Origin of the sequence: Devosia psychrophila, assembly GCF_000971275.1 — a bacterium.
GTDB lineage: Bacteria > Pseudomonadota > Alphaproteobacteria > Rhizobiales > Devosiaceae > Devosia > Devosia psychrophila.
Map to the genome: position 1 here is coordinate 1 of NZ_LAPV01000133.1, position 24,198 is coordinate 24,198.

A 24,198-nucleotide genomic window follows, 5' to 3' on the forward strand; every position below is an offset into this window, starting at 1 on the left:
GACGCCTCTGCTCAGGGACGAGCTCGCTTGGCTCTAAGGGGACACACGCTATCTGACCCGGAGCATCGCAAAACACGATGCCCCAAGGCCGATCATCGTCAATCACAGCCTCAAAGCAAACATACAAATGGGGAGGAACACTATCGGGGATTTGGCGATATCGTATACCGACATCGGCCAAGTCCCTCCCCCTATCAGGGGGAGGTTAGGTGGGGGTACCCGCTAAGAACAAAGCGCCTGCCACAAACAAAAAGGCGGGCATAATGCCCGCCTTTGAATTCAGATTTGCTGCACGCCTCAGTTCAGGCGGTTGCTCACGTCGGCGATGGCCTTGTCGACGACGGTGCCGCCTTTTTTGCCCATTTCGTCGGTGAGGACGAGGCGGGCGGCTTCGATGGCGACGTCGGCGGAGCGGGCGCGAACTTCGGAGATGGCCTGGGCCTCAGCCTGGGCGATCTTGTCTTCGACGGCCTTGGTGCGGCGGGTCACCAGTTCGGCGAGCGATGCCTGGGCCTCGGCGGTGAGGCGAACGGCCTCTTCCTTGGCGGCGGCGATGATGCCTTCGGCTTCGCTCTCGGCGGCGACGCGCTTCTGCTCATATTCGACCAGCAGGGCGGCAGCCTCTTCGCGCAGCTTCTTGGCCTGGGCCAGGTCGTCGGCGATCTTCTGGATCTGGCCGTCGAGCATCTTGCCGACGATCTTGGGGATGCCGAAATACAGCGCGATTGCCAGGAAGATGACGAGGGCTGCGAAGGCGTAAAAGCTATTGTCCATCCATTCCATGACGGCTTACTCCTTCGATGCCTTGGCGACGGCAGCGCGGATGCTGTCGGTCGGAATGTCGCCGATAAGCTGGGTCACCACCGTCTGGGCGGTGTCGGCAGCGATTTCGTCGACATGGGTGAGGGCTTCGGTCTTGGTAGCCGAAATGCGGGCCTCGGCGGCGGTGACCTTAGAGGTCAGATCGGCCTCGACGGCACTGCGCTTGGCAGCGAGGTCCGCCTGGATCGATTCGCGGCTCGTATTGGCAATGCCCTGAGCCTTTGACTTGGCTTCAGCCAGCGCAGCCTCATAGGCGGCAATGGCGGCGTCGGTCTTCTGGCGCGAGGCGTCGGCCGCCGCGAGATCGGCATCGATGAGCGCCTTGCGGTTCTCGAGGATACCGCCAATGCGGGGCAGGGCCACACGGCTCATCAGCAGATAGAGCAATGCGAAGGTAATGGTGAGCCACAGCAACTGGCTGGGGAAAGTCGCCGGATCGAAGGGTGGGAAAACGCCCGACCCATGCTCTTCGGAAGCTGCGGTCGTAGCATGGGTGCCGGCGGTTGGGTTGTCGTGACCCGTCGCGCCTACAACCGGCTCGCCGTGAGTGGCGTCGATCGCGTTGTCGAGGTTTTCCTCGGTCGGCGTTACCGCCTCTTGAGCGAAAGCTTGCGTTACCATCAGGTGCGGTCCCGTTAAATCCGGTCAGCCGGCCGAGGGCCGGAAATATGCACGCAGCCGGGAATGTCCCGGCTGCGAAAACTATGCGATCGCGCCAGTATTAGGCGACAAACAGCAGGATCAGAGCAACCAGGAACGAGAAAATGCCCAGAGCTTCGGTCACGGCGAAGCCGAAGATCAGGTTCGAGAACTGGCTCGGAGCAGCCGACGGATTGCGCAAGGCGCCCGTCAGGAAGCTACCGAAGATGTTGGCCACGCCAATAGCGGCGCCAGCCATACCGAAACAAGCAATACCGGCACCGATGAACTTTGCGGCTTCAGCTTCCATTTTTTAGTCCTTTCAAGCGACTTTAAGCGGGGGTTCTGGCGGAACAGCCCGCCGTGACTTCGAGATTAGTGAGACGGGTGGATCGCGTCGTTGAGATACATGCAGGTCAGGACAGCGAAAACGTAGGCCTGAACCGCACCGACGAGAAATTCGAGGCCAGTCAGTGCAATGGCCATGATCAGCGGCAGCGCCGAACCAAGAATGCCGAGGAAACCCAGCGAGCTCATGGTGACGATGAAGCCGGTGAAGACTTTGAGCGTGATGTGACCGGCAAGCACGTTGCCGAACAGACGCACGGAAAGCGAGATCGGGCGGCTCATGAACGAGATGAACTCGATTGGCGCCACGATGGGAAGAATGTAGCCGGGCACGCCGGCTGGCACGAACAGCTTGAGGAATTTCGGGCCGTTCTTGTAGAAGCCGTAGATAATCACGGTCAGGAACACCAGCATCGACAGCGCGAACGTGACGATGATGTGGCTGGTGACGGTGAAGAAGTAAGGCACCATGCCGAGCATGTTGGCCGTCAGGATGAAGGCGAACAGGCAGAACACCAGCGGAAAGAACTTCATCCCCTGGGTGCCGGCGGCACTTCTGACCATGTTGGCAACGAATTCATACAATAGCTCGCTGACGAGCTGGGCCCGGCCCGGAACGACGCGCTTCGCGCCGGTCGACAGGATCAGGTAAAGCGAAATGATCGCTACCGTCGCCACCATGAACAGCGACGAATTGGTGAAAGCGAAATGCAGGCCAGATCCCTCGGTGCCATCACCACCAACGGTGAATAGCGGGAACATGTCCTGGATGACAAACTGGTGGATCGGATCAGTACCGGCCAAGATAGAGCCCTCTAAGCGTCATCATTTGTCCGCCTCGTCTTCCACGTCTGGACCCATATCGGATCCTGGCGGAGGAGGCGAGGCTGCATTCATTTGCGCCACCACACGGGTGACATTGAGTATTCCAGCGGCAAAGCCCACCATCAACATGATGAGCAGTCCCCAGGGGCTGGACCCCAGGCCAAGATCGATGAGGTAGCCGATGACGGCACCCACAAGGATCGCGGCGATGAATTCGGTACCGATGCGCATGCCGCGCGCCATACCGCTCATCTCCGGGGAAGCTTCGCCCGAGGCTTTGTAGTCCTCGATATCGCGTTCCCGCTTGGCCGAAGCGATACGCGATGCAAGATCGCGAGTCACCCCTTTGGCGCTTTCTGGCCGACCATCGGTATCTAGCGGTTTCGACATCCGCTCGCTCCCCTCGGCCGGCTTTCGCCCGGAAGTTTCCGGGACACCTTTTAAGTCGCGCGCAACATAGTGGTGGGGTCGGATAGTGTCAAGACAACCTTAAGCCTCGTAACCCATTGCTTTTAAATGTGAAAACAGCTTGTCGCAGGGGTGCGGCATGCTGTCCATCGGCGATGATGGCGAAGTCTGGGCAAAGGCGAGGAGATTCTGGCAATTTGGGCCATGACCAAGCGCCGCCCGGCCATAGCCTCGCGGTTTAAATCAGGTGGCCCCCAAAACGGCGTTCGCCTGCGAACAATAGAATAGAGAAGATGATTGCCGCCTCGAAGTGCCGGGCCTTTGCTCGGAAGGCGTTATCACGATCCAGCGTGTGCCCTTGCGCCTGCCAAAACCGCGTGTGCGTATCCCGGAACAGAACCCGACCCCCACTCCCCCGGCCGTCTCCCGGATAGTGGCCGCTGCAGTACCACCCGTGTCCCGGAAAGATGGGCCAAGTATGGGTAGGTTTGGCGGGCGGGGATAAGTTGTTTTGACCGGTGTGCTACGGCACAATCACACCGCTTCGCGAAAGCTCGCTGCCGTGGTCAGGTCCACGGAAACCAGCTGGCTGACGCCGCGTTCGGCCATGGTGACGCCGAACAGGCGATCGACGCGGCTCATGGTGATCGGATTGTGGGTGATCACCATGAAACGCGTATTGGTGCGCTGGCGCATGCTGTCGAGCAGGTTGCAGAAGCGTTCGACATTGGCGTCGTCGAGCGGTGCATCGACTTCGTCGAGCACGCAGATCGGCGCCGGATTGGTGAGGAACACTGCAAAGATCAGGCTCATGGCGGTGAGCGCCTGTTCGCCGCCTGATAGCAGCGTCATGGTCTGAGGCTTCTTGCCGGGCGGACGGGCGATGATTTCGAGCCCGGCTTCCAGCGGATCGTCGCTTTCGACGAAGCTGAGCTCGGCCGTGCCACCGCCAAACAGGGTAGTGAACAGCTCCTGGAAATGCGCGTTGACCTTGACGAAGGCCTCGTTGAGCCGGGCGCGGCCCTCGCGGTTGAGCGACGAAATGCCGGTGCGGAGCTTGGCGATGGCTTCGACCAGATCGTTCTTGTCGTTGACCATCAGGTCGAGCTTTTCCTGCACCTCTATGGCTTCCTTTTCGGCGGAAAGGTTGACCCCGCCCAGCCGCTCGCGCTCGGCCTTGAGGCGATCTACCTTCTGTTCAGTGGCAGCCTCGGCGGGTAGCGCTTCTTCAGGGCGAATGCCCGAGGCTTCGAGCGTCTTGCTGGCAACAATATCCAGCGTTTCCTCGATCTGGCGCTCGATCTGCTGGCGCTGGGCGATGAAGCCCTTGGCGCGCTCCTCGATTCGAGTCAGCTCGATGCGGGCATCGGCCAGAGCGTCGCTGGCGATTTTGAGCGCGCGATCGGCATCGCGCCAGCCGGTCTGGGCGACGCTGAGACTGTCGCTCGAGGCCTTGTGTTCGATCTTGGCAGTTTCAATCTGGTCATCGAGCTGGGCGCGGCGGGCGGCAAAACCGTCGGGTGCCTGGTTGACGCTGGCGAGTTGCGCAGTGACCTCGGCGCTGCGCTTGTCGAGCGTCGCAAGCTGGGCAAGCGCCCCATCGCGGCGGCGCTGCCAGCTCTGGCGATCGCGGGCGAGTTGGGCCAGCCGGCTGTCGCGCATCCGGGCCGAAGTCTCGAAATTACCCAGCTTGAGCCGGGCCTGATCGGCGCGGTCGCGGGCGGTGGTGAGGACTAGCTGCTTGGACTCGGCGACCAAAGCAGCATCGTCCTCGGTGCCTGCCTCCGCCAAGGCGCGCTCGGCCTCGGTGCGAGCCGCATCGGCTTCGGCAAGGCTTGTCGCGAGGCGCGCGCGGGCTTCTTCGAGGGCTGATTGCCGTGTTGTCAAATCGCCAATGGCGCGCTGGGCCTTGTCGACTTCCGACTGGGCAGAGCCGATGGAATGCTGTGCGGCGCGCCAGGCATCGCGAGCGCCGCGTTCGCTCTGGCGTGCGGCATCGAGCGCAGCGGACAACGCCTCGACATCGCGCTTCCAGCCATTGCGCTCACCCTTGCTGCGGCCAATTTCTTCGTCGAGCTCGGCTAGTCGATTGCGCTGGGCGAGGCGTTGCGCGGCGGCGCTTGGCGCATCTGCGGCGGCAATGAATCCATCCCAGCGCCACAGCGCGCCGTCGAGCGTGACCAGGCGCTGGCCGGGTTTGAGCGCATGCATCAGGCCGGGGCCATCGACAGCATGGATCAAGCCGATCTGGTCGAGCCGGCGTTTCAAAAGCGGGCTGCCGGTGACGTAACGCGACAGCGGTTCCGCCGCCTGGGGCAAGGCGGCATCGTCGGTGTGATCGACAGGAACCGACCAATGCAGCGGCGCGCCGGCGTCGGAACTGGCTTCGAGATCGTCGCCCAGCGCTGCGCCAAGTGCCGTCTCATAGCCGGGCGTTACCTTGAGTTGATCGACGATGGCGGGCCACAGGCTGGCGCCGACATTGAGCATCTTGCCCAGCGTCGACGCCTCGGCTTCGAGACGGTTCAATGCAGCTTCGATTTCGGCAAGCCGAGGCCGGGTGGCATCGAGCTTGTCCTGCGCTGCCAGCGCGGTCTCTTCGGCAAACAGGGCAGTGCTTTCCGCCTCGGCGGTCATGACTTGTGCTGTCTCGAGGGCCGCACGACGCAGGCTGAGCGTTTCGTCGGCATCGAGGCGATCTGTGACCGTGCGGGCCTCCTGCTCGACTTCGGCAATCTGCTGCGTCAGCCGGTGGATGCGGGCAGCGGCATCCTCGCTCGAACGGGTCGCCTGCGCGCGGCGGGCACGGACTTGCGCCAGTGCATCAGACGCTGTGCGGGCCTCGGTTTCGGCCGCATCTACGGCTTCGCGCGCCGTATCGGCTTCGCTGCGGGCGCGGTCGAATTCGCCCTGCGCCGCTTCGCCTTCGTCAGCCAGGTGTTCCTGCTCCTCGACATAGGCCTCCAGCGTCGTTTCCGCTTCAGCCACCAGTTCGCGCTCGCGCTCACCGTCGGCGATAAGCTGGCGAATGCGGTCTTCCAGCTCAGCCCGACGCTGGCCGGCACGGCGGGATTCCTCGGCCAGTTGCTCAGAGAGAATGGTGTAGCGCTGCAGCACTGCGCCTGTCACCGCCTCGCGGTCGCGCAACGGCTGCAGCGCCGCATCAGCGGTTTCGAGCTTTTTCTGCGCCTCGAATTCGAGATGGGTCGCATCGGCCAGCGCCCTTACCGAAACGCCCTGCTGCGCCTCGGTCTCCTTTTCGGCGAAACGGGCGGCGACCCAGCGGATATGATAAAGCGTCGCCTCGGCGCGGCGGATGTCGCCGCTCAGAGAACGATAGCGCGTGGCAAGCCGCGCCTGGCGCTTCAGCGTTTCGAGCTGGGTATCGACCTGGGCGATGATATCGTCGACGCGCTCGAGATTGCTCTCGGCGCCGCGCAAGCGAAGCTCGGCCTCGTGGCGGCGGGAATGTAGCCCCGAAATACCGGCGGCTTCTTCGAGCAGGGCGCGGCGGGCAGTTGGTTTGGCGGAAATCAGCTCGCCAATCTGGCCCTGTCGCACCATGGCGGGCGAATGGGCACCGGTGGAGGCATCGGCAAACAACAGTTGCACGTCGCGGGCGCGCACTTCCTTGCCGTTGACGCGATAGACCGAACCAGACTCGCGCTCGATGCGGCGGGTGACTTCGAGCACATCGGCATTGTTGAGCGCGGCAGGCGCGGTGCGGTCGGAGTTGTCGAGGACCAGGGTGACTTCGGCCGAATTGCGGGCCGGGCGAGTGCCCGAGCCGGAGAAAATCACGTCGTCCATGCCCGAAGCGCGCATGGCTTTATATGAGCTTTCACCCATTACCCAGCGCATCGCTTCAACCAGATTTGATTTGCCGCAACCGTTGGGGCCGACGATGCCGGTTAGGCCCGGCTCCATTACCAGCGTCATCTCATCGGAGAAGGATTTGAAGCCGTGGAGCCTCAGACGGGAGAATTTCATCGGGGTTGCCTCACACGCCGGGCAACACCCTCCCCCTTGGGGGTAGGGACGGGGAGGGGGACGTTTGGGCACGATGTCGATCGTGGCTCGCGCGCACCCTCCCAACCTCCCCCGTCGAGGGGGAGGTGCAGATCGGGTTCGCTGAACTTACGGCGTAGCGGGAGCCATAGCACCGCCAGCAGGCGCAGCTGGAGCCATAGCACCGCCAGCAGGCGCAGCTGGAGCCATTGCGCCACCTGCGGGCGGAGCGACGTCGGTCGCCGGAGCCGGCGCGGTGGCTGCAGGTGTTTCGGCGGCAGGGACAGCAGCGGGAGCGACAGGCGCTGCGGGAGTGCTGGCCACAAAATCGGCAGGCACCAGCGGATCGATTTCAGCAGCGAGCTGTTCGAGCGTCTTGTCACCGCTGAGGGTCTTGCCATTGACATAGAATGTCGGGGTGCCTGCCAGACCAAATTCGCCGAGCGCTTGTTCGCGCACGGCTTCCATCCCGGTGAACAGGGCCTGATTCGTCAATGCGGCGTCGAAAGTTTCCTGGGTAAAGCCCAACTGCTTGGCAATTTCGAGGATCGCATCGCGCGGGGTCTGCGAAGCAGCCCAGGTGTTCTGCGTCTTGAAATAGGTGGCGACGACATTGTGATAGTTGGTCGGGCCGGAAGCCTCGGCTAGCATGAACACGGCCGCGTCGAGCACATTGCGCACGAACGGGCGGCTGATCAGCCTGACCTTGCCAGTGTTGACATAGGCTTCGACAAAACTCGGCAGCACGTTGTTAGAGAAGTCCGCGCAATGCGGGCAAGTCGGCGAAGCATATTCGATCACGGTGACCGGCGCGTCTTCGCTGCCCTGAACGTGATCGGCAATGCCGCCAGCGGGCGCCATCAGCTTTGCCACGTCGATCATGTCACCTTCAGCAGCGCTGGCGGTGGCGACCCCGCACAGGCTCAGAGCCGAGGCGGCAGCGGCCAGAATTAGGGTTTCACGGCGGGTAAATTTCACTTCTAACGCTCCTGTTTTCATGTGCGCGACACTACACGGGGGAATTGTGTGGGCAAGTAGGCAGATTCATCACTGCTGGGTGAACGCGCTATCCGCCCTTTCGCTCCGATCTGCTGGAAAGCGCGTGACCCAATGTCCGAAGCGCCTCCCGCAGATCATCGTCGGCAATTTCGGCCACCTGGGCCCCGACCTTTGCGGCAACGCTCTGGCTCGGTTGAATTGACTTGGGCGACTTTTCCCCTGAACCAGGGGTGAATGCCTCTGCCGAGAGTCGCACAGTACTCACCAGCACAAAACCGAAATAGCGGTTCACCGCCGCGGCAATCTTGGGCCCATCGTGGGCAATGGCCAGAGCATGGCCAGGAATGCAGCGCAGCACCAGCGTGGCCCCTTCTTCGCTGCGCTCGCCCCGCGGCCAGTTCAGCTTGTCGGGAATCGCCACCTCGCCATAAGGCTTGGGCGCCATCACCGACCAATGCGCGATGATATCCCGGCTGGCAAAGCCACGCTTCTTAAGCACCGGATCGAGCGCGCCAGCCAGCACATCGGCGATATTCATCGTCCGATTGCGGCGTTTCGGTTCGGGAAGGTCGTCCTTGGCCATGAGTCAGGGAGTACCGCTACGCCATGCATCCGGCAAGTGTGCCACTATGCGGTGGCTGAACCCGATGTGACTTACTCCCCCCTTGCGAGGAGGATCGACCCGGTTGTATCCGATGGCGATGTATCTCACCGATCCTGCTCCCATCGACGCGCCGGCCGTGCTGGCCTGGTATGACCGGCATGCGCGTGACCTGCCGTGGCGGGTTGCGCCGGGTGATCGGGCGCGGGGCATCAGGCCGGATCCGTATCGGGTTTGGCTCAGCGAGGTGATGCTGCAGCAGACCACCGTTGCGGCGGTAAGGAGTTACTTCCTGCGCTTCACCGGCCTGTGGCCAACCGTGTTCGACCTTGCTTCTGCACCGCTCGATAGTGTGCTCAAAGAATGGGCGGGGCTTGGCTATTATGCCCGGGCGCGAAACCTGCATGCTTGTGCGCAGGCGGTGCTGAACGAGCATGGCGGCGAATTCCCCCAGACTTCAGTAGGCCTGCAAACACTGCCCGGCGTCGGCGCCTATACCAGCGCCGCCATCGCCGCGATCTGCTTTGACGAACAGACGGCAGTACTCGATGGCAATCTCGACCGGGTCCTCGCCCGCTATTATGCGTTGCCCGTACCGGTGCGCGAGGCCAAGGAAGAACTGCGCGCTGCGCTGCAGGCCTCGGTGCCCAGCCGGGCAGGGGATTTTGCCCAGGCCATGATGGATTTGGGCGCCACTATCTGCGCCCCTCGCACGGCGGTCTGCATGCTGTGTCCGATCCAGCCAGGCTGCGTCGCCACCAAAACCGGGGATCCGACGCTCTATCCGATCAAGCCTGTCAAGGCCGAACGCCCGACCCGCAAGGGCCATGCCTATGTGATGCTGGACAGCGACGGCGACGTCTACCTGCAAAGCCGTCCGCCCAAAGGCCTGCTCGGCGGCATGACGGAAGTGCCCGGTTCGGACTGGGCAGCGACGCTTCCGGTCTCGCATTACCCGGCCAAAGGTGACTGGAAACACCGTGGCCAGATTGTCCACATTTTCACCCATTTCAGGCTTGAGCTGGAAGTGTGGTCTGCCGTGGTGCCGGCAGACGGCCTTGATGGCGGATGGTGGTCGGAGCGCATGGATCTTAAAGGCGAGGCATTGCCGACGTTGTTCAGGAAAGTTCTGGCGGCCGTGGGGCTTGAGTAGCTGCCCCGGCAAAAATTGCTAGGCCGGCAGGACCACCACCTTCGTAACGACGGGCGTCTTGCTGTAGAGGTCGACCATGTCCTGTGTGAGCAGGCCGACGCAGCCGCTCGAAACGCCCTTGCCGATCGTCTCAGGCATGATGGTGCTGTAGATCGTGTAGAGCGTGTAGCTGCCGTTCTGATAGAGATAGAGTGTCCGCGCACCGAGCGGATTGCCCAGTCCCGGCGGCATGCCGTTGGCATAAGGAGCGGCCTCTGGCTGGCGCAGGATCATTTCCCGAGGCGGCGTCCAAACCGGCCATTCCGCCTTGCGGCCGATATAGGCGTCACCACTCCACAGGAACCCGGCGCGGCCAACATTGGCGCCATATCGGGTGGCATTTCCGCCGCCTTCGATGCGGTAAACGTAGAAATGGCGTGGATCGATGATGATCGTGCCGACCGCTTCAGCGGAGTCGTAACGCACTGTGCGACGACGATATTTCGGATCGATCTTGCCGATATTTACAGCGGGAACCGGAAAGCGTTCGTTGGGAAGCGGACCGTATATGCGCTCCGCGTCTGCGAGGCTCATGCCCCCGGTTGCGCAACCGGCAAGCCCAATCGTTCCGAGGGCGGCAGCGCCGACGAGGAATGACCTGCGGGTGAGATGCCCCTGCGGAACCACCGCGTCCATCTCACCCGCATCGAAAACAGCATCATCACTACTGATCATTGAGCATCCCCGCAGACTAAAACGGACCCATATTTTCAAGCGGAGATTGATCTCACAAAGCCTGATTGGCAAGCTGGCTTGATGCTGGCGCCAATCACAAACAAAAAGCCCGCCGGGGCGCTCAAGACTCAGGGGATCAGTCGCTCGGCTCTAAGTCGCGAAAACAGGTCGAAAAACGCGTCGTCCGTGGGTTTGTATTCCCTAAAGCCCAGTCGTCGGCTTTTGGATATATCGGTAATCACCTCAATGGGCCTGCCAAGGTCGGCGTCGGTGTGCCATGGGGAGGAAAGACGGACAAGATCGGACTCAACCAACGTCTCGCGTGCCACAAGATCGCGCCAGATCGGGGCATCATGCGCCATCTGCGCTGCCAGTGGGCGTACGATGCCGTCAAACGGCGCCGGGATAAGGTCGAACCAACCTGCTATCCGGCTCCACATCCAGCTCCAACTGAAGACGTCGCGGAAGCACGCCCTGACCGTAGGATTCGAATGGTCCGAGGTAAGGCTTGAGGCCAGTCACAAGAGCGACGTGCCGGGTGGAGGTGGCCCGGAGCACGCCCTCGAGAAGGTTACGCACCATGGTGGAATTGACGCGAATGTTCTCTTTTTCGCTATCCTGGCGAAGCCAAGTGGTGATGAAAACGGCGTCGGGGTTGACGCCTTTCAGCGCCACGGTTGTTGCTGCGGCGTCCTGCAGATCGGCCGCCACAGGTACAACGCCGGCCTGGCGAACTGGCCTTCGTGCCAGACCATGTACCTGCCAGCCCCGCTGAACCAAAAGAGAGGAGATGGCACCTCCGAAAGCCCGCTTGCACCAACTGCCAGCGCTGTTTTCGCCATCATCATGTTCCTGAAATTGTAAGAGGCAATGGGCGGGCGGTTGCGTCGCACGCCGCAATCTCCACGTTCTGCTCGCTTTTGGTCGAGCATGACTCACGCTCGGCAAAACAAAAAGGCCGCCGGGGCAAACCGGCGGCCGAAGTAAGAGCCTGAGCGATTGGAGGTCAGAATCAGGCAGAAAGCAAATCAAGTTGCGCACGAATTCCCGTGCGAAGATCGTCGATGGGCAGGGAGAGCCCGCCTTGATCGTGATGCCAGAAAGTCCAACCGTTGCATGCTTCGGAACCTTGAACCAAAGCACCAACCTTGTGGATCGAGCCTTGATGGGTGCCGGAGACCAGTGAGCCATCTGCACGAACCATGGCGAAGTAACGTTTCGTTAAGTCGAAAAGTTGCGTTCCCGGCTCGATTAGCCCTTGCTCTATCAGCGAACCGAACGGAATGCGGGTTTCCTTGCGCTTCGGCGTTACCGATTGCAGGGCTTCGAACACGCCGGGGCGAATGGCGGAAATGCGTTTGAGCGCGGCGTTGATATAGCTTTCCTCGCGCTCGATGCCGATGAAGCGGCGGCCTAGCTTGCGCGCCACGGCGCCAGTGGTGCCGGTGCCAAAAAATGGGTCGAGCACGATATCGCCAGGCTTGGTGGTAGCATTCAGGATGCGGAACAGCAGGGCTTCCGGCTTTTGGGTCGGATGGACTTTTTCATCGTCGTCATTCTTGAGGCGTTCGGCGCCGGTGCAGATCGGGAACAGCCAATCGCTGCGCATCTGCGTATCGTCGTTGGCCAGCTTCATCGCTTCATAATTGAAGGTGACGCGGCTTTTCTGGCTCTTGGCGGCCCAGATCAGGGTTTCGTGCGCATTGGTGAAGCGGGTGCCCCGAAAATTCGGCATCGGATTGGCCTTGCGCCAGATCACGTCGTTCAGCATCCAGAAATCGAGATCCTGCAAAGCCGAGCCGACGCGGAAAATATTGTGGTAGCTGCCGATGACCCACAGGGCGCCATCGGGTTTCAGCACCCGGCGCGCGGCGGCGAGCCATGCGCGCGTGAACTTGTCGTAATGGGCAAAGCTGTCGAACTTGTCCCAGGCATCATCCACCGCATCGACCTTGCTCTGGTCGGGACGGGTGAGGCTCTGCTCAAGCTGCAGATTGTAAGGCGGGTCGGCGAAGATAAGATCGACGGAGCCGGCCGGCAGGGCATTCATGTGGTCGATGCAATCGCCCACCAGAATAGTATCGATCGGGAGGCGTGACGCCTCTTCCGCATCGGCCTGAACAGCCTTAAGCGCGGTACGCAACATACACTTAACCCTAACGCAGTACTAATAAGACGGTTATAGCCCGCCAGGGTTAATAGAGCGTTTTATCAGAGGGTTAGCGAGGCGTTAACCTCAGGCGACCAGCAGCCGGACCCGCGCCCAGGCTTCGCGCACCGGGGCAAATTCCTCGCGGTGGTGGCGGCAGGGGCCGTGTTCCACCAAGGCTCGCATATGGGCAGCCGTGGAATAGCCCTTGTGGCCGGCAAAGCCGAACTTGGGCGCGTCGCAATCCATGATGCGGCACATTCGGTCACGGGTGACCTTGGCGACGATTGACGCGGCAGCGATAGAGACGCTGCGGCCGTCGCCTCCGATCAGCGCAATGCCCTCGCAGGGCAGGCCCAGCGGAATATCGCGACCATCGATCAGTACCCGGTCGGGTGTGATACCGAGGCTGCAGGCGGCTTGCGCCATGGCCCACAACGTCGCGCCGCGGATATTATGGCTGAGGATGATCGAGGGAGGAGCCAGCACGACCGACACGGCGAGGGCGGTTGCCATCACCTGCGCAAACAGCAGCTCGCGCTGCTCTTCGGTCAGCTTCTTGCTATCATTGAGACCCGCCGGAATGGCATTTGGGTCTAATACAACTGCCGAGACGACAACTGGACCGGCCAGGGGCCCGCGGCCAGCTTCATCCACGCCGGCGATGGTGCGCGCACCACGGGCGTGCAGCGCCAGCTCGTGGCTGTAATCGGGTTCAGTCTGCAGGATCGAATCGAACAACATGGCGCCAGCATCATCCTGCGGCGCTTCAAGTCAACGGCGTAGCGATCACGGCGGCGCCAGCCCGTCCCCTTTTGCGGTAACCAGCCTGCCGAATTCTTCTTTGTTCACAGCGTCCTGCACTGTTGCGCCACATTGGCTCTGCTATGGTGGCTTGCTGGGGGCAGCAGCGAGAACCGGCATCATGATATCCAGACTTGGGACTATATTCGCAACGCTGTCGCTGCTGGTGGCGCCGGTCCTGGCCGATCCATTCGAGCATTCCAGCGGCGAATGGCGCGAGTATCAGCGCGACTGGCTGGCATCATGCCCCAATGCCATCCACGAAGATGCCACTGATTATTATGGCGTTTCCTGCTTTGCCAGCACCGGAAGCCAGGAGCTAAACAGCGCCAACCTGCCGGCCTACAAGCTGACGCTGATGCGCAACAGGCTGAGCGGCGACCTCGATATCGCCATCACCGTCGCGGCCGACAATGTCGAGACAGACACCAGCGGCAAGATCGTGCTGGCCTTTGGCGGCGAAGCGCCGGTGAGCCTCGATTTCGTCAACGATCTCGAAACCCGCTACAATACCGTCAACCAGTTCTATGTGGTCGATCCGGCGCTGAAGGCCGAGCTAATCGAGCGCCTGAAAGTCCGTAATGCAATGTTTATGACCGTGCCGCTGACCGGCGCTATATCCACCAAGAATGTCCGACTTTCGTTGCGCGGCGTGGCGGCGTCGCTTGACTTCATGGCCACCTATGCCCGCAGGGTCGCGCAATACTGATCTGCCGCTGGAATTTAATATGATCCTCAAGCCAGGCGCCGCCCTGCTGTTCGATATCGACGGCACGCTGGCCGATACCGACCCGCTGCATCTGCAAGCCTTCAACCGCACCTTCGAGCCCTATGGGCATCATTTCGACGAGGCGCGGTTTGCGCTGGAGCTGCAGGGGCTGGCCAATGCCGCCATTGCGGCTCGTTTCGTGCCGCATCTGTCGCCTGACGAGGGCATGGAGGTATTGCGCGGCAAGGAGGCGATTTTTCGCGATCTCGCGAGAACATCGATCCACGCCGTGCCCGGCCTGTTCGAGCTGATGGATCTGGCGGATGGAATCGGTCTGCCCATGGCAGCGGTTACCAATGCGCCGCGCGCCAATGCCGATCTGATCCTCGATGGCCTGGGCGTTCGGGCTCGGTTCAAGGCCGTGGTCATCGGCGAGGAACTGGCGCACGGCAAACCGCATCCACTACCCTATCTCGAAGGCCTGCGCCTGCTGGGTGCCGATGCGGCAAGCTCGGTGGCGTTCGAGGACTCTCGCACTGGCATTGCCTCCGCGACTGCCGCGGGCATTGTTACAGTGGGTATCCGCACCAGCCTGCTGCATGAAGACATGATCGCTGCCGGCGCAGCCATGTCTGTGGACGGCTATGACGAGCCGGAGTTGCGCAGCTTCATCGAGGCACGGATCAGCCAGGCCTAGAACAGGCTCATTTGCCTGTCCTCAAGCCGTGGCGCGATGAACAGGTCGTTGCGCAGGCCGGGGAGTTTGACTTCGAGGCCGTAGCGTTCTCGCGCTTTGTCGAAGCGCTGGCGCAACAGCGTGGCATAGGGGCCTTCGCCGGTCATGCGGGTTCCCCAGCGCGAGTCGTAGTCCTTGCCGCCGCGCGTATCGCGGACCAGGGCCAGCACATGACGCACCCGGTCGGGGAAATGGCGCAGCAGCCATTCGCGGAAGATGTCGCGCACTTCGCCGGGCAGCCGCAGCAGGATCATCGAGGCGCTGACCGCGCCTTGAGCCTTGGCGGCATCCAGAATGCGCTCCAGTTCCATGTCGTTGATCGCGGGGATCATTGGCGAGGCAAACACCGCCACGGGCACGCCCGCTTCGCTAAGCAGGCGAATGGCTTCCAGCCGTCGGGCCGGCGACGAAGTGCGGGGCTCCATCTTGCGGCTGAGCTTGTGATCCATCGACGTCATCGAGATGGCGACCTTGACGAGGCCCATCTTGGCCAGTTCGGTCAGCAGGTCGAGATCGCGGATGATCAGCGCCGATTTGGTGGTGATCATCACCGGGTGTTTGGTTTCCAGCATTACTTCGAGAATGCCGCGCGTCAGTTTGTGCTTGCGCTCGGCCGGCTGATACGGGTCGGTATTGGTGCCCATGGCGATGGGCTTGACCTTGTAGTTCTTGGCGCCGAACTCGGCCCGCAGCGCTTCGACCGCATTGACCTTCACATAGATGTCGCGCTCGAATTCCACGCCCGCCGAGTGGCCGAGGAAGGCATGCGTCGGCCTGGCAAAGCAATATGAACAGCCGTGCTCGCAGCCGCGATAGGCATTGATCGAGCGCTCGAAACCGATGTCCGGGCTGTCATTGCTGGTGATGATGGTCTTGGCGCGCTCGACGTGTTCCACGGTCTCAAAGATCGACAGCGGTTCGACATTGTCCCAGCCGTCATCGGTCCGCTCGCGGGTGTGCTTTTCAAAGCGTCCGCTGATATTGGATTGCGCCCCACGACCCCGGATGCGGTCCGGATCGAGCAGTTCGCGCCGCGCCAGATCGGCGTCGCGGCTGCGGCTGAGTTTTTCCAGAGCTTCGAAAGAGGGGGCCTGATAAAGCGCCATGAGACATCTCCTGCCGGACGCGCCACAGTCGAATCGTGACTCGCTGGCGCGTTTTGAGACGTACCAGTTTCTGTAGAACGAAACAAGAACAGGTAGTGTTTATTCGGCCGGGTGTTCTGCTGCCACGGCACATATGGGTGTTGTCCGGCCGCGTTGGAAGAAGCGCTGCAGGAACATGCATCGCAGAATTGCGATGGAGTGGGTAGACGGTCCCCGCCTCGGTGACTACACAACCATACCCAGCCTCCGCGCGAGTTTGCGGATGTAGCTTAAGCGAATGATTTAGTATTGACGCCGCGCCGGAAGCGGAGTGCGCTGAAGTGAGTGCTTAACTATTAGCGCTGCTGACAACCTTTGTCGCACAAGAATTCCACAGTGACGTCGAAAGCCGCCGACGCCGCCCGTCGTCCTGACGACAGGACAACTCAATGTTGAGGAATATCATGAGCACCGACGCAACGACTTTTGACGCCATGCCGGTCGATACGCCGCCTCTTGCAGACGCGGCGCGCAACAAGCTGGTCATTGCACTTCTTCTGGTCTCGACCTTCGTGGTGTTTCTCAACGAGACCATCATGAGCGTAGCCATACCGCACCTGATGGTCGATCTTGGCGTCACCGCAAGCGCAGCCCAATGGCTGACCACGGCGTTCCTGCTGACAATGGCCGTGGTTATCCCGATTACCGGCTTCATGCTGCAGCGCCTCAACACCCGTCCTATTTTCCTGATCGCCATGTCGGTTTTTGCGCTCGGCACGCTTATTTGCGCTATCTCGCCGGGTCTTGAACTGCTGATCGTCGGCCGCATCGTGCAGGCTGTCGGCACCGCCATAATGATGCCGCTGCTGATGACCACCGTGATGTCGCTGGTGCCGCCGGAAAGCCGCGGCAAGACCATGGGCAATATCTCCATCGTCATCTCGGTGGCGCCGGCCATTGGCCCGACAATTGGCGGTTTCATCCTGTCCAACCTTGATTGGCGCTGGATGTTCCTGCTGGTCCTGCCGATCGCCCTGGGCACTTTGGTGCTGGGCTGGCGCAAGATCCAGAACGTCTCGACCCCTCGCTATGCGCCGCTCGACCTGGTCTCTGTCGTATTGTCGGCCCTGGCTTTCGGTGGCCTGATCTATGGTCTCTCAAGCTTTGGCGAAAGCGCGGCACACTCCGGTGAGGCGCCTATGATCCCGGCCTGGGGGCCGGTGCTGGTCGGCGTCGTGGCCATGGCGGTCTTTGTCCATCGGCAGCTCGGCCTCCAGAGGCAGGATCGTGCCTTGCTCGACCTGCGCGTGTTCCAGTCGCGCAACTATGCCGTTTCGGTGGCGCTGATGCTGGTGGCCATGATGGCGCTGTTCGGTACGGTCATCCTGCTACCGATCTATATGCAGAACGTCCTGGGTCTCAGCGCCCTTCAGACAGGCATGATGCTGTTGCCAGGTGGGCTCACCATGGGTCTGCTCAGCCCCTGGGTTGGCCGCCTGTATGACCGCTTCGGACCGACGGTCCTGGCGGTGCCGGGTACGGTCCTCGTGTCGCTGGTGCTGTGGTGCCTCACGCAGGTTGGCCAGGGCACCCCGATTTGGGCACTGGTTGCCGGGCATATGGTGCTGAGCGTCGGCCTTGCACTGATTTTTACGCCGGTGTTCACCGCGTCGATGGGTTCGGTGCGCAAGGAGCTCTATTCCCACGCCAGCGCCGTGCTCGGTTCTGTGCAGCAACTGGCCGGTGCGGCCGGCATCGCGCTGTTCATCGCCACCATGACGATCCAGACTGCAAACCTCACGGGGACTGGCCTGGCGCCGGTCGAGGCCTTGGCCGGCGGCATTCGCTCGGCATTCCTTGTCGGTGCGGTGATCTCGTTGTTTGCCATCGTGGCCGCGTTCTTTATTCGAAAGCCGGAAGGCGGCGCGCCGGGCATGGGCCACGGCCACTGAACCTGCTAAAATCAAGCTCGCAACGGCGCCTTGGGCGCCGTTGTTTTTTGCGGGGAAGCAAGCAAAGCCAATCTATTCCGGCGAGAATTTGTTAACGGCCCGCCCCTAAGGCTCACGATCTGCCGGCCCCGTGCTGGAGCGGAGATAGCCTTGGATACTTTCAGCAATTTTGCTTTCCTGCTGCCAACCACTATGACCCTGTTCGGGCTGGTGTTTCTGGTGATCGGCGGGCTGTCCGAATCGACAGCAAGTGCCTGGGGCGTTGCCTTCATCTTCGGGGCAGCCAGCTTTGTGGCGCCGGTGTTGCCTATGCCGGTGATGCTGCAGTCGCTGTTTGGCAATGCGACCATTCTGGTGTCATTCTTCTACTACGGCGAAGCCTTGTTGCGCCATTTCGGGGCGCCACGGCTCATTGCGGTCCGCCTGATTTTTTCGCTACTGGCTTATGCTTCGCTGATCGTTGCAATCGTCGGCGCCCAAAGCCGGTCGCTTGAACTCGCCACGAGCGATGTCGCGGTGGCTCTGTTGCTGGGCGGACCGCTGGCGCTGGTAATCTGGCGTGCCAGGTCGCTGATGGATCGCGTGCTGGTGGGTGTCGCGGCCATCGCTGTCATCGATATCCTCGTGCGGTTGTTCATTTTCAACGGGCTGAACGGTATGAGCACCGAACTGGCTGACTTTGCCGGTTCGTCCTACACCTATTACGCGCAGGTCAACGTTGGCGTGTTGAGCGTCGCCTTTGCCATGGCCGGGCTTGGTTCAGTGACTGTCGCGACGCTGGAGACCTATCGCCATGCCGCCGAGCGGGACCCGCTGACTGGCCTGCTAAACCGCCGTGGTTTTGACAGTGCCGTAGCCTCCCTCAGCATGGCGCAGCGCGTCGCCGGCATTGTCATGACCTGCGATATCGACAACTTCAAGCAGGTCAACGACAGCTCTGGCCACGCCTCGGGCGATGCGGTGCTTGCAGGTCTGGCCGCGCTTTTGCTATCACGCTTGCCCAGCACAGCGCTCGTCGCCCGCTTCGGCGGCGAGGAATTCGTGGTGTTCCTGCTGGACATGCCGCTGGCTAGCGGCGCTGCGCTCGGCCAGTCGATCCGTGCCGATTTTTCGGCCAGCGACTGGCGTTCGGTCGGCGTCCAGCGCCAGATCACCATGAGCCTTGGGGTGGCAGCTCCGGTAATGAGCGAAAACTCGATGCATGAGGCGCTGGCACGCGCCGACCGCGCGCTTTATGCCGCGAAGTCCGCGGGTCGCAATCAGGTCGTGATCGATGCCGGCGACTCCTATGTGCCGGGGCTGCGGATCGCACCGGCAGCGTAGCGCCTCATGCGATTGGGAAGGACCAAATCGTCGGCGCTAGCTTCCGGGTCGTATCGCTTTTGTGAAAAACCGGTTCCCACTTTTTCGCGCGATGCTTTAGCGCTCGTCGAGGCGCGGCATCAGTTCAACGAAGTTGCACGGCTTGTGGCGGTAGTCGAGCTGGTGCGTCAGAATTCCTTCCCAGGCATCGCGGCAGGCGCCGCGCGATCCCGGAAGGCAGAACACGAAGGTGGTGCTGATCAGCCCTGCCGTGGCGCGCGACTGGATCGAGCTGGTGCCGACCGTCGTCGCCGAATACTGGTGGAACAGCACGGAAAACCCTTCCATGCGCTTGTCGAACAGCGGTTCCACGGCTTCTGGAGTGATGTCGCGGCCCGAAAAGCCGGTGCCGCCCGTGGTGAGGATAACGTCGACCGTGGGATCGGCGACAAAGCTCTGCACGGCAGCGCGAACCAACTGGATCTCGTCCCGAACCACGACGCGTTGGGCGCAGCTGTGACCATCTGCTTCAAGCAGCGACTTGAGCAACGCGCCGCCGGTATCGGTCTCGAGCGTCCGAGTGTCGGAGACGGCGATGACAGCAATGGACAGGGGCTTGAAGTCCCGATCTTCAAATCGTGCCGTTTTGAACATCGCGTCGGTCCTCATTCTGGGTAGCCAATTCTTCGGGAACAGGCGCTTCGGCATGTCCCATCTCCGGGCTATCACTATCAGTCCGCGGATCGAGCACAATAGTCTCCGGCGTCACCTGCTTGTCATTGCCCATCGGCTGGAACGGCGTCCGGTCCGCTGCGTCCAGGCTCTTGCGTTGGCTCATGCGCCAATAGGCAAAGGCGGTGATGATGGCGTGGAACACCGCGGTGACCATGAACAGGGCCGCCGGTGATATGGAGCCCATCAGCAGCGAGGCGATCGTCGGCCCGATAGCCAGCCCGACGCCCAGGATAAGCAGCATGCCACCGGCGACACGGGCGAATTCGCCATCGCGGGCAAAGTCGTTCGCATGGGCCACGGCGATCGGATAAAGGGGATTGGCGGTGAGGCCGTAGAGGGCGAATAGCACATACATCAACCAGCCTGCACTGGGATTGATGATGACGATCAGTGCGCCTGTGACGGCCGCACCGGCCCCGAGGCCGACCATGACCCAGCGGCGATCGATGCGGTCGGACAGACGACCGAACGGGATCTGGCCGACTGCGCCAGCTATCGCGGCAATGGCGAACAGGTAGGCAATGCCGCTGGCGTCGAGCCCCTGTTCATAGCCATAGACCGGCGCGAGCGTACCAAACGAGCCGTTGGCCATGCCGCAGCAAAAGGCAGCCGCCGCTGCCACAGGGGAAGTGCGGATCAACAGGCCGAGATCGAGCTTGGCCGAAGCCAGCGGGCGGGGCTGCGGGCTGGAGGTTAGTGAGGTGGGCAACACGGCGCAGATGAAGCTGATGGCGCCGATGACGAAGGGAATGTAGCCGGCGGTACCGGTGACCGACATGGCGATCTGGCCCAGCGTCGAAGCGGTCAGGTTGATCGTAACGTAGATCGAAAAAATGGTGCCGCGGCTCTTGTTTTCGGCGACTTCGTTGAGCCAGCTCTCCACGATCATCGCCGCCCCGGCAAAGCAGAAGCCCGACAATGCGCGCAGCAGGATCCAGCTGATATCGTTGACCATCAGCAGGTTGAGCAGAATGGTCACGGTGCCGATGGCCGCCATCACCGAGAAGGCGCGGATATGGCCGACATTGCGCACGATCAGCGGCACCGAGATCGAGCCGGCGACGAAGCCGACCGACCATCCAGTGCCGATCAGGCCCAGCGACAGCAGCGAAAACCCCTCTTCGGCGCCACGTACCGACAGCAGCAGGCCTTGCAGGCCGCCGCCGAACATCAACAGGGCGGACCCCAGGAACAGGGCGTAAATCTTGATTACAGAGGCCATGACGCTTTCGGCTGTGCTGGATCGGAAGAACGTTGCAAATCACGCAACGGTGACGATAGCGCGGCAGAGCGAGAATGGCAGGGTGAAATTGGTGTGGTGGAGCTTTTCTATCGTGCCGCCGGCACCGTGCGGCACCTCCCCCATGACGGGGGGCGGATGGAAGGCGGTGGGAGAGCCGCATATTCGGGCCAGCCGACCCCTAGCCTTGATCCCTCCCGAACGGTGGAGGATGTCGACTGATGGTCTCGTCGGCCTAAAGCCCCAGTGCGTCGATCTTGAGCTTGAGGCTCAGCATGTCCATCCAGGCCTGCTGCTTGGCGGCGGGGTTGCGCAGCAGATAGGCTGGATGCAGTGTCGCTATGGCCTCGACCTGATGATTGCCGATGGTCAGCGTGCTCCACTTGCCGCGCATCTTGATGATGCCATTGGTGCTGGAGAACACTGTCTGCATGGCGGGGCCGCCCAGCGTCATCACCAGTTTGGGCGCGACGAGTTCGACCTGACGGTGCAGGAAGGGCAAGCATAGCGTCATTTCTTCGGGCGTCGGCGTGCGATTGCCCGGCGGCCGCCATGGTACGGTATTGGTGATGTAGACCTTGGTTCGGTCCAGCCCGATGGCGGCCAGCATGCGGTCGAGCAATTGCCCGGACTTGCCGACAAACGGTTTACCCTGCCTGTCCTCTTCGGCGCCGGGCGCTTCACCAATCAGCATGATTTCGGTGTCCGGATTGCCGTCGCCGAAAACCAGTTGCGTGGCGCGGAGCTTGAGCCCGCAGCCGTCATAGGCACCGAGAATGTTCTGAAGTTCGTTGAGTGACTGCGCAGAGGCGGCGAGGCTGCGAGCCTCCGTCGGATCGCCACCGAGCATGACCGGTTGTTCGGCAGGGCGCTCGGTGACTGCCCCACTGGCCGCCGCCGGAACTGGCGTCGCCCGTTGTGGGGGGCGCTGGGCAAAGCGGTCGATCGGCTCCTCGCCCACGGCGACATCCACCCCCGCAGCCCGATACCAATCGAGCACGGCGAGCATTTCGTCGTGATTTAGCGGTCGATCTTCAGCCATGTCCTGTTATGTCACAGCCTCTTTGGCGCCGCCAGCCAAGCATCCGTCAGGCGTTGACCTGAAACAGCGAATTTAAGGGTGGGCCTATCACGCTATGTGGCGCGCCCTTGCGGAGCAGTCCCAAAACGGACAATCTTCGCCGCCACAACGGGCCGAACAGCCCAAGGGAGTTTCAAGCCTCGTGATATCGCTTCTGCAACACTTCGCCCGTCCGGCGCTTGTTTCATTCTTGCTCTCGGCTACGGCTTTAATACCGGTTCATGCGGTGGAATCGGTGCAGACTGCCCAATCCAATCCGCTTGCGCAGTTCGACCTGATGCCGCTGTTCCAGCCCAGCGTGACCGGCTCCTACATGGCTGGCCAACAGGCCCTGCAGGACCTGCGCACCGAAGAGGCCGCGCGCTATTTCAACGAGGCCGCGATAGCCAATTGGGACAACCCGATACTGGTCGAACGCGCCTTTATCGCTTTGGCCGCAGATGGCCAGATCGGCCAAGCCGCATCGACGGCCAAGCACCTGCTTGAACTCGACCCCAAAAACGAACTTGCGGAGCTCGTCGTCGCCACCGAGGCGCTGAAGGAGCGTCGCTATGGCGCCGCCGAAAAACTGCTTGGCGGCATTGGGCAAGACAGCTTTACTGGCATTACCGCGGGCATTTTGCAGGGCTGGGCCCTGATCGGCGACAATCGCAAGGACGATGCCGATGCGGTTCTCGACAAGCTGGGCCAGACCGGCCTCGACGACTTCCTTGTGTTTCACCGGGCGCTGATGGCCGAAGCTGCTGGCGAGACCGATACCGCCATCGAACTCGCTGGCCGTGCCTTCGATGCCGAGCCCTACGTGCCGCGGATCGTCGAAGTCTATGCCCGCATCCTGGCCAATGCCGGGCGCTTCGATGAAGCGCTGGCAGCCATTGCCCAGTTCGAAGACCAAGGCATGACCCATCCCGTCATCAGCATCGTCAAGGCGCAGATCCTTGCCGGGCAGCGTCCGGGCATCTTTGCCAGCAATGTGCAGATCGGCGCCGCCGAAATGTTCCACGGCATCGGCGTGGCTTTGTCGCGCGATGGGAGCCTCGACCTGTCTTTGGTGTTCCTGCGCCTCGGCCTTTACCTCGATCCCTCGGCTGATGTGATCTCGCTGGCACTGGGGCAGTTGCTCGACACTGCCAATCAGCGTGACGCGGCAAACCTGATCTATGAGGCTGTGCCGGCGACCTCGGCGATGAAGCCGACCGCGGTGGTCCGTGTCGCCGCCAATCTCGATGCCAAGGGCGATCGCGCCGAGGCCCTGCGCCGGCTGAGCAACATCATCGCCAGCCGCCCCGGCGATCTGGATGCCATTTCCGTCTATGGCGATCTGCTGCGCTATGACGAGCAGTATATTCAGTCTGCCGCGGCCTATACCAAGGCGCTAGAGCTGACCGGCGGCGAGGGCCCTGCCGACTGGCGCTTCTACTATGTGCGCGGTATCGCCTATGAGCGCGCCAAGGAATGGCCCAAGGCCGAGGCGGACTTTCTCAAGGCGCTTAAACTCAGTCCGGACCAGCCGGCCGTGCTCAACTATCTCGGCTATAGCTGGATTGACCAGGACATGAACCTGGAACCGGCGCTGGAGATGATCGAAAAGGCCGTCGCCGCCCAGCCGCAGGATGGCTATATCGTCGACTCGCTGGGTTGGGCCTTTTACAAGATGGGCCGCCTTGACGAGGCCGTAACCACGCTCGAGCAGGCCGTATTGCTGCTTCCGAATGACGCCGAAATCAATGACCACCTCGGCGACGCTTATTGGAAAGCTGGACGCAAGCTCGAGGCGCGCTTCCAGTGGAATGTCGCGTCATCGGTCGATCAGGAAGGCAACGTCAAGGCGCGCGTCGCGCCCAAGCTTGCCGATGGGCTGACCGAAGCCAACAAGACCGAATAGCCC

21 protein-coding genes and 1 pseudogene are annotated in these 24,198 nt (G+C 61.9%); 6 read left to right on the forward strand and 16 right to left on the reverse strand.

Going from position 1 to position 24,198, the window contains the following annotated elements; all coding sequences use genetic code 11:
• Window positions 1-297 precede the first annotated feature (297 nt).
• The 8 genes from WH91_RS13560 to WH91_RS13595 form a co-directional block, all read right to left on the reverse strand.
• Window positions 298-783 carry a F0F1 ATP synthase subunit B family protein gene (locus tag WH91_RS13560; protein ID WP_052952832.1) on the reverse strand — a complete coding sequence of 162 codons (486 nt, stop codon included), beginning with the start codon at window positions 781-783 and terminating at the stop codon, window positions 298-300.
• Between the two features lie 6 nt (window positions 784-789).
• A complete protein-coding gene (locus WH91_RS13565; RefSeq protein WP_074797639.1) occupies window positions 790-1,446 on the reverse strand; it encodes a F0F1 ATP synthase subunit B in 657 nt (218 codons plus the stop codon).
• Window positions 1,447-1,543: 97 nt separating this feature from the next.
• A complete protein-coding gene (locus tag WH91_RS13570) occupies window positions 1,544-1,771 on the reverse strand; it encodes a F0F1 ATP synthase subunit C (protein ID WP_046171556.1) in 228 nt (75 codons plus the stop codon).
• A 65-nt stretch (window positions 1,772-1,836) separates the two neighbouring features.
• Complete coding sequence (locus WH91_RS13575) at window positions 1,837-2,613, reverse strand: F0F1 ATP synthase subunit A (RefSeq protein ID WP_280140243.1); 777 nt, start codon at window positions 2,611-2,613, stop codon at window positions 1,837-1,839.
• A 21-nt stretch (window positions 2,614-2,634) separates the two neighbouring features.
• Window positions 2,635-3,024, reverse strand: a complete 390-nt coding sequence (locus tag WH91_RS13580) for an AtpZ/AtpI family protein (RefSeq protein WP_046171557.1) — start codon at window positions 3,022-3,024, stop codon at window positions 2,635-2,637.
• Window positions 3,025-3,576: 552 nt separating this feature from the next.
• The gene (gene smc / locus WH91_RS13585; RefSeq protein WP_046171558.1) at window positions 3,577-7,032 is read right to left on the reverse strand and encodes a chromosome segregation protein SMC; all 3,456 of its coding nucleotides are present in this window, start codon (window positions 7,030-7,032) and stop codon (window positions 3,577-3,579) included.
• 147 nt (window positions 7,033-7,179) lie between these two features.
• Window positions 7,180-8,028: a thioredoxin domain-containing protein gene (locus tag WH91_RS13590; RefSeq protein ID WP_052952833.1), complete on the reverse strand. Its 849-nt coding sequence runs from the start codon at window positions 8,026-8,028 to the stop codon at window positions 7,180-7,182.
• Window positions 8,029-8,116: 88 nt separating this feature from the next.
• Window positions 8,117-8,632 (reverse strand): DUF721 domain-containing protein, encoded by a 516-nt coding sequence (locus tag WH91_RS13595; protein WP_046171559.1) that lies wholly within the window; start codon window positions 8,630-8,632, stop codon window positions 8,117-8,119.
• Between the two features lie 118 nt (window positions 8,633-8,750).
• On the opposite strand from WH91_RS13595, the gene WH91_RS13600 reads away from it, so the two are divergent.
• Window positions 8,751-9,803: an A/G-specific adenine glycosylase gene (locus tag WH91_RS13600; RefSeq protein ID WP_046171578.1), complete on the forward strand. Its 1,053-nt coding sequence runs from the start codon at window positions 8,751-8,753 to the stop codon at window positions 9,801-9,803.
• A gap of 18 nt (window positions 9,804-9,821) precedes the next feature.
• Here the strand turns inward: WH91_RS13600 and WH91_RS13605 are convergent, their stop codons facing one another.
• From WH91_RS13605 to WH91_RS13620, 4 genes and pseudogenes are all read right to left on the reverse strand, one after another.
• Entirely contained in the window at window positions 9,822-10,478 is a 657-nt protein-coding gene (locus tag WH91_RS13605) for a L,D-transpeptidase (RefSeq protein WP_244542415.1), read from the reverse strand.
• A gap of 167 nt (window positions 10,479-10,645) precedes the next feature.
• Window positions 10,646-11,359, reverse strand: a pseudogene (locus WH91_RS23525) (NAD-dependent epimerase/dehydratase family protein).
• Window positions 11,360-11,529: 170 nt separating this feature from the next.
• Window positions 11,530-12,663, reverse strand: coding sequence for a site-specific DNA-methyltransferase (locus tag WH91_RS13615; protein ID WP_046171561.1), 1,134 nt, complete (start codon window positions 12,661-12,663; stop codon window positions 11,530-11,532).
• A 90-nt stretch (window positions 12,664-12,753) separates the two neighbouring features.
• A complete protein-coding gene (locus WH91_RS13620; protein ID WP_046171562.1) occupies window positions 12,754-13,410 on the reverse strand; it encodes a ribonuclease HII in 657 nt (218 codons plus the stop codon).
• Window positions 13,411-13,591: 181 nt separating this feature from the next.
• Here WH91_RS13620 and WH91_RS13625 point away from each other — a divergent pair, with 181 nt between their 5' ends.
• A complete protein-coding gene (locus WH91_RS13625) occupies window positions 13,592-14,179 on the forward strand; it encodes a hypothetical protein (RefSeq protein ID WP_046171563.1) in 588 nt (195 codons plus the stop codon).
• Window positions 14,180-14,198: 19 nt separating this feature from the next.
• The gene (locus tag WH91_RS13630) at window positions 14,199-14,876 is read left to right on the forward strand and encodes an HAD family hydrolase (RefSeq protein WP_046171579.1); all 678 of its coding nucleotides are present in this window, start codon (window positions 14,199-14,201) and stop codon (window positions 14,874-14,876) included.
• Here the strand turns inward: WH91_RS13630 and WH91_RS13635 are convergent.
• Window positions 14,873-16,021 carry a PA0069 family radical SAM protein gene (locus WH91_RS13635; protein WP_052952836.1) on the reverse strand — a complete coding sequence of 383 codons (1,149 nt, stop codon included), beginning with the start codon at window positions 16,019-16,021 and terminating at the stop codon, window positions 14,873-14,875. The genes WH91_RS13630 and WH91_RS13635 overlap by 4 nt on opposite strands.
• Before the next feature lie 443 nt (window positions 16,022-16,464).
• Between WH91_RS13635 and WH91_RS13640 the strand changes: the two genes are divergently transcribed.
• Entirely contained in the window at window positions 16,465-17,952 is a 1,488-nt protein-coding gene (locus WH91_RS13640; protein ID WP_046171564.1) for an MDR family MFS transporter, read from the forward strand.
• Window positions 17,953-18,102: 150 nt separating this feature from the next.
• Window positions 18,103-19,275, forward strand: coding sequence for a GGDEF domain-containing protein (locus WH91_RS13645; protein WP_052952837.1), 1,173 nt, complete (start codon window positions 18,103-18,105; stop codon window positions 19,273-19,275).
• A 96-nt stretch (window positions 19,276-19,371) separates the two neighbouring features.
• On the opposite strand, the gene moaB is transcribed toward WH91_RS13645, so the two are convergent.
• From moaB to WH91_RS13660, 3 genes are all read right to left on the reverse strand, one after another.
• On the reverse strand, window positions 19,372-19,908 hold the full coding sequence (gene moaB / locus WH91_RS13650; protein ID WP_046171565.1) for a molybdenum cofactor biosynthesis protein B: 537 nt from the start codon (window positions 19,906-19,908) through the stop codon (window positions 19,372-19,374).
• Window positions 19,886-21,211 carry an MFS transporter gene (locus WH91_RS13655; protein ID WP_046171566.1) on the reverse strand — a complete coding sequence of 442 codons (1,326 nt, stop codon included), beginning with the start codon at window positions 21,209-21,211 and terminating at the stop codon, window positions 19,886-19,888. Before WH91_RS13655 ends, moaB begins: the two co-directional genes overlap by 23 nt.
• A gap of 253 nt (window positions 21,212-21,464) precedes the next feature.
• The gene (locus WH91_RS13660; protein WP_046171567.1) at window positions 21,465-22,271 is read right to left on the reverse strand and encodes a uracil-DNA glycosylase; all 807 of its coding nucleotides are present in this window, start codon (window positions 22,269-22,271) and stop codon (window positions 21,465-21,467) included.
• 274 nt (window positions 22,272-22,545) lie between these two features.
• Between WH91_RS13660 and WH91_RS13665 the strand changes: the two genes are divergently transcribed.
• Window positions 22,546-24,195: a tetratricopeptide repeat protein gene (locus tag WH91_RS13665; RefSeq protein WP_158409567.1), complete on the forward strand. Its 1,650-nt coding sequence runs from the start codon at window positions 22,546-22,548 to the stop codon at window positions 24,193-24,195.
• The last annotated feature ends 3 nt before the right edge of the window (window positions 24,196-24,198 follow it).